Here is a 5,468-nt window from a genome sequence, read left to right on the forward strand (position 1 = left end):
AAGACTAAAATCCACTTTGTCATATCTAAAGTGGAATTTAACTTTTCACTTTAGATTTTTTTATATTTTTTAATTTTTTTGTTGACATTATCATTTTAATACTATAATATATTGTCAGTGCCCTGATTGGGTGCAATATTTATTGATTAAATATGAAACACCCGGTATTGTGTGTTATCAAGAAAGGAGAAAGAAATGCCTACAATTAACCAATTAGTAAGACAAGGTCGTACTGATAAAACAACAAAATCAAATTCACCTGCTTTAAATAGAGGTTATAACTCATTAGCTAAAAAAGCTACATCAACTAAATCACCTCAAAAGCGTGGTGTGTGTACTCGTGTTGCTACTATGACACCTAAAAAACCTAACTCGGCTTTACGTAAATATGCCCGTGTTAGATTATCAAATGGTATGGAAGTAACTGCATATATTCCAGGAATTGGACACAACTTACAAGAACATAGTGTTGTTTTAATTCGTGGTGGTCGTGTTAAAGACTTACCAGGGGTTCGTTACCATATTATCCGTGGTACAATGGACTGTGCTGGAGTTAACGATCGTAAACAAGCACGTTCTAAATACGGTGCTAAAAAACCAAAAGCTTAATTAATACTTATAGGAGGAAATATATATGTCAAGAAAAGGACGAGTTGCTAAAAGAGACGTTCTACCTGATCCAGTGTATAACTCTAAAACTATTTCTAAACTTATCAACAACATTATGTTAGATGGTAAAAAAGGTGTTGCTCAAAACATCTTATATGATGCGTTTAAAAAAGTAGAAGAAAAAACTGGAAACCCAGCTATGGAAGTCTTTGATCAAGCAATTAACAATATTATGCCAGTTCTTGAACTTAAAGTAAGACGTATTGGTGGGGCTAACTACCAAGTACCAGTTGAAGTTTCTTCAGAAAGAAGAATGACTTTAGGTTTAAGATGGTTAGTAAACTACTCTCGTTTAAGAAACGAAAAAACTATGGTTGATCGTTTAGCAAACGAAATTATTGATGCTTCAAACGGAACAGGTGCTTCTGTTAAGAAGAAAGAAGATACTCATAAAATGGCTGAAGCTAATAAAGCATTCGCTCATTTCCGTTGGTAATATAACGGCTAAAATTTTGAAGGGAGAAAACAAATGGCTCGTGAATTTTCGTTAGAAAAGACTCGTAATATCGGAATCATGGCTCATATTGATGCTGGTAAAACAACAACAACTGAACGTGTCCTTTATTACACTGGTAAAATCCACAAAATTGGTGAAACTCACGAAGGTGCTTCACAAATGGACTGGATGGAACAAGAACAAGAACGTGGAATCACAATCACTTCAGCAGCTACAACTGCTCAATGGAATGGGTATCGTGTTAACATTATCGATACACCAGGCCATGTAGACTTTACAGTCGAAGTAGAACGTTCTTTACGTGTATTAGATGGTGCTGTAACTGTATTAGATGCAAAAGCTGGTGTAGAACCACAAACTGAAACAGTTTGGCGTCAAGCTACTACTTATGGTGTACCTCGTATTGTATTCGCTAATAAAATGGATGCAACAGGTGCAGATTTCATTATGTCATTAGAATCTTTAGAAAAGAGATTAGGAGTACAAGGTGTTGCAATTCAATTACCTATCGGTGCTGAAGATACTTTCGAAGGAATCATTGACTTAATTAAAATGAAAGCTGTTTATTTTGAAGGAGCAAAAGGTGAAAATGTAATTTACAAAGAAATTCCTGAAGAATATATGGCTCAAGCTGAAGAATACCGTGCTAAAATGTTAGATCAAGCAGCAACTTATGATGATGATCTATTAATGAAAGTTTTAGAAGGTGAAGAAGTTACTGAAGAAGAAATTAAAGCAGCAATCCGTAAAGGAACATTAGCTGTAGAATTATTCCCAGTATTATGTGGTTCAGCTTACAAAGATAAAGGTGTTCAACCAATGTTAGATGCAGTAATTGACTTTTTACCTGCACCAACTGACATTCCTTCAATCAAAGGTACTGATGAAGATGGTAATGAAGTAGAAAGACATGCATCAGATGATGAACCTTTCTCAGCATTAGCATTCAAAATCATGGCTGACCCATTCGTAGGAAAATTAACTTTCTTCCGTGTATATTCAGGTACATGTCAATCAGGAAGTTATGTATTAAACTCTACAAAAGATAAAAAAGAACGTTTAGGTCGTATTCTTCAAATGCATGCGAACAAACGTAATGAAATTGATGAAGTTTACGCTGGAGATATCGCTGCAGCTGTAGGTTTCAAAAACACAACAACTGGAGATACTATCTGTGACGAAAAGAATTTCGTTATCCTTGAAAAAATGGAATTCCCTGAACCAGTTATCCAATTAGCTATCGAACCAAAAACTAAACAAGATCAAGATAAGTTAAGTAATGGTTTAATTAAATTAGCTGAAGAAGATCCAACATTCAAAACATTTACTAACCCTGAAACTGGAGATACAGTTATCGCTGGTATGGGTGAATTACACTTAGACGTAATCGTTGACCGTTTAAAAAGAGAATTCAAAGTAGAAGCTAACGTTGGTGCTCCACAAGTTGCTTACCGTGAAACAATCACTCAAGCAGCTGAATGTGAAGGTAAATATGTAAAACAATCTGGTGGTCGTGGACAATACGGTCACGTATGGATCAAATTTGAACCTAATGAAGGTAAAGGATTTGAATTCGTTGATGCTATCGTTGGTGGGGCTGTCCCAAGAGAATATATCAACTCAGTAAAAGTAGGTCTTGAAGATGCACTTGAAACTGGTATGATTGCTGGATACCCTGTATTAGACGTAAAAGCTACATTATTTGATGGTTCTTACCATGATGTCGATTCATCAGAAATGGCATATAAAGTAGCTGCAAGTTTAGCACTTAAAAATGCTGCTAAAAAATGTGGTCCTGTATTATTAGAACCAATTATGGCAGTAGAAGTAACTGCTCCTTCTGAATATTTAGGTAGCGTTATGGGTGATATTTCATCTAGACGTGGTATGATCGAAGGACAAGAAGAAAGAGGAAATGCTATTTCAGTTCAAGCATCTGTACCATTATCAGAAATGTTCGGATACGCAACTGATTTAAGATCATTTACTCAAGGTCGTGGAAACTATACAATGCAATTTGATAGATACGAAGCTGCACCTAAATCAATTAGAGAAGAAATCATTAAGAAAAATGGTGGAAATGTATAATCTACATTAAAATCAAATAAATATTGATTTTTTCGAACAAATAAACTAGAATGTTTATTGTAAAAAATTAAAAAATAGGAGGAACCTTAACAATGGCTAAGGAAAAATTTGACCGCTCTAAAGCGCATGTAAATATCGGAACTATTGGTCACGTTGACCATGGTAAAACAACTTTAACAGCTGCAATCACTACTTGTCTTGCTAAAAAAGGACAAGCTGCTGCAATGGATTATGCTTCAATCGATGCTGCTCCAGAAGAAAAAGAACGTGGTATCACAATCAACACTGCACACGTAGAATATCAAACTGAAACTCGTCACTATGCACACGTTGACTGTCCAGGTCATGCTGACTACATCAAAAACATGATCACTGGTGCTGCACAAATGGATGGTGCTATCTTAGTAGTTGCTGCTACTGATGGACCAATGCCACAAACAAGAGAACACATCTTATTATCTCGTCAAGTAGGTGTTCCATACATCATCGTATTCTTAAATAAATGCGATATGGTTGATGACGAAGAATTAATCGACTTAGTAGAAATGGAAGTTCGTGAATTATTAAATGAATATGACTTCCCAGGTGATGATACTCCAGTAATCAGAGGATCAGCATTAAAAGCATTAGAAGGAGATCCTAAATGGACTCCAGCTATCGACGAATTAATGGAAGCTGTAGATACTTATATCCCAACTCCAACTAGAGACGTTGATAAACCATTCTTAATGCCAGTAGAAGACGTTTTCACAATCACTGGACGTGGAACTGTTGCTACAGGTAGAGTAGAACGTGGACAATTAAACTTAAATGACGAATTAGAAATCGTTGGTATCAAAGAAACTCAAAAAACAGTTGCTACTGGTATCGAAATGTTCAGAAAATTATTAGACTATGCTGAATCTGGAGATAACATCGGTGTATTATTACGTGGTATCAACCGTGATCAAATTCAACGTGGACAAGTATTAGCTAAACCTGGTTCAGTACATCCACATACTAAATTCAAAGGTCAAGTATATGTATTAAGTAAAGATGAAGGTGGACGTCATACACCATTCTTCGCTAACTATAGACCACAATTCTATTTCAGAACTACTGATATTACTGGTGTAATCGAATTACCAGAAGGTACTGAAATGGTAATGCCTGGAGATACTGTAGAATTAACAGTTGAATTAATTCACCCAATCGCAATTGAACAAGGAACTAAATTCTCAATTCGTGAAGGTGGTAGAACTGTAGGTTCTGGAAACATCTCTGAAATTATTGAATAATAATTTTAACGAAAGGTCCTTCAGGACCTTTTTATATTTAAGCATTTTTTATTACGAATGTTTCTTATTTGTAGTAAATGACTTTTTGTTCAAAATAGTGCTTTATCTAACGAAAGCGCTTGAATAATAGATATGACTTTGATAAAATAATAGTGCAGATGTAAGTAGTCTGAATATTTGTTTATAGAAGGAGATAATAAAAATGGATCAACAAGAACAAATCGTAATTAACTTAATTGTTAATGCTGGTAGCGCACGTAGTTCAGCTATCGAAGCAATTCAATATGCAAAAGCTGGAGATATCGAAAAAGCTGAAGAATCTTTAGGAAACGCTAAAGAAGCAGTTAATGAAGCTCATCATTCACAAACTGAAATGATTCAAGCTGAAATTAGAGGAGAAAAAGCACCATTAAGCTTATTAATGGTACATGCTCAAGACCACTTAATGACATCATTATTATGCATTGACTTAGCTCAAGAATTCGTTGATGTTTACAAAAAAATTGGTTAATTATAAAAAGAAGCTCTAATATGTTATTTAAAAGTCTAACTTAATGTTAGGCTTCTTTTTTTTATAGAAATAAGTATATCTTTGGAGCGATGATGAAAGTCTCACTGATCAATGATGGACCAACAACGATCATCCTGGACAGTAAAGAAATCATATAGTCATAAGGTAAAGAAACGTTCTGTAAAGATCGTTTCTTTTAATCATGACAAAAAAATACAGATAAAAAAACAACGATATAAAGGCAGAAAAAGAGTGAAAGAGAGAAAAAAATAAAAAAAGGACAAGAAAAAGCTTTACAAAAGGGAGAGAGGATGGTAATATAAATGGGCACTCGACGAGAGAGACGAGTGAGAGGACATTGAAAACTGAACAGGAAAGAATAAAACACAACGTCAATTAAGTTTAAGAAATAAAAAAGAGCTAAACAGACCAAAGTTGTCTGAAGAGATAGAAGGACAATGGAGAG

At 34.7% G+C, this 5,468-nt stretch carries 6 protein-coding genes; all 6 read left to right on the forward strand.

Going from position 1 to position 5,468, the window contains the following annotated elements; genetic code table 11:
- Positions 1-195 precede the first annotated feature (195 nt).
- Positions 196-609, forward strand: coding sequence for a 30S ribosomal protein S12 (gene rpsL / locus LJD34_RS15420; protein WP_022002417.1), 414 nt, complete (start codon positions 196-198; stop codon positions 607-609).
- A gap of 25 nt (positions 610-634) precedes the next feature.
- Entirely contained in the window at positions 635-1,105 is a 471-nt protein-coding gene (gene rpsG / locus LJD34_RS15425) for a 30S ribosomal protein S7 (RefSeq protein ID WP_022002418.1), read from the forward strand.
- A 33-nt stretch (positions 1,106-1,138) separates the two neighbouring features.
- A complete protein-coding gene (fusA, locus tag LJD34_RS15430) occupies positions 1,139-3,214 on the forward strand; it encodes an elongation factor G (protein ID WP_032089390.1) in 2,076 nt (691 codons plus the stop codon).
- 92 nt (positions 3,215-3,306) lie between these two features.
- A complete protein-coding gene (tuf, locus tag LJD34_RS15435) occupies positions 3,307-4,491 on the forward strand; it encodes an elongation factor Tu (protein WP_032089391.1) in 1,185 nt (394 codons plus the stop codon).
- Between the two features lie 202 nt (positions 4,492-4,693).
- Complete coding sequence (locus LJD34_RS15440) at positions 4,694-5,002, forward strand: PTS lactose/cellobiose transporter subunit IIA (RefSeq protein ID WP_022002421.1); 309 nt, start codon at positions 4,694-4,696, stop codon at positions 5,000-5,002.
- Positions 5,003-5,079: 77 nt separating this feature from the next.
- Positions 5,080-5,160, forward strand: coding sequence for a D-aminoacyl-tRNA deacylase (locus LJD34_RS15445; protein WP_318532729.1), 81 nt, complete (start codon positions 5,080-5,082; stop codon positions 5,158-5,160).
- The last annotated feature ends 308 nt before the right edge of the window (positions 5,161-5,468 follow it).

It is taken from the genome of Faecalibacillus sp. MSK20_93 (assembly GCF_020589945.1).
GTDB lineage: Bacteria > Bacillota_I > Bacilli_A > Erysipelotrichales > Coprobacillaceae > Faecalibacillus > Faecalibacillus intestinalis.

Coding starts and splice junctions, on each gene's coding strand:
- rpsL (WP_022002417.1), top strand. CDS start 196: ATGCCTACAATTAACCAATTAGTAAGACAAGGTCGTACTGATAAAACA.
- rpsG (WP_022002418.1), top strand. CDS start 635: ATGTCAAGAAAAGGACGAGTTGCTAAAAGAGACGTTCTACCTGATCCA.
- fusA (WP_032089390.1), top strand. CDS start 1,139: ATGGCTCGTGAATTTTCGTTAGAAAAGACTCGTAATATCGGAATCATG.
- tuf (WP_032089391.1), top strand. CDS start 3,307: ATGGCTAAGGAAAAATTTGACCGCTCTAAAGCGCATGTAAATATCGGA.
- LJD34_RS15440 (WP_022002421.1), top strand. CDS start 4,694: ATGGATCAACAAGAACAAATCGTAATTAACTTAATTGTTAATGCTGGT.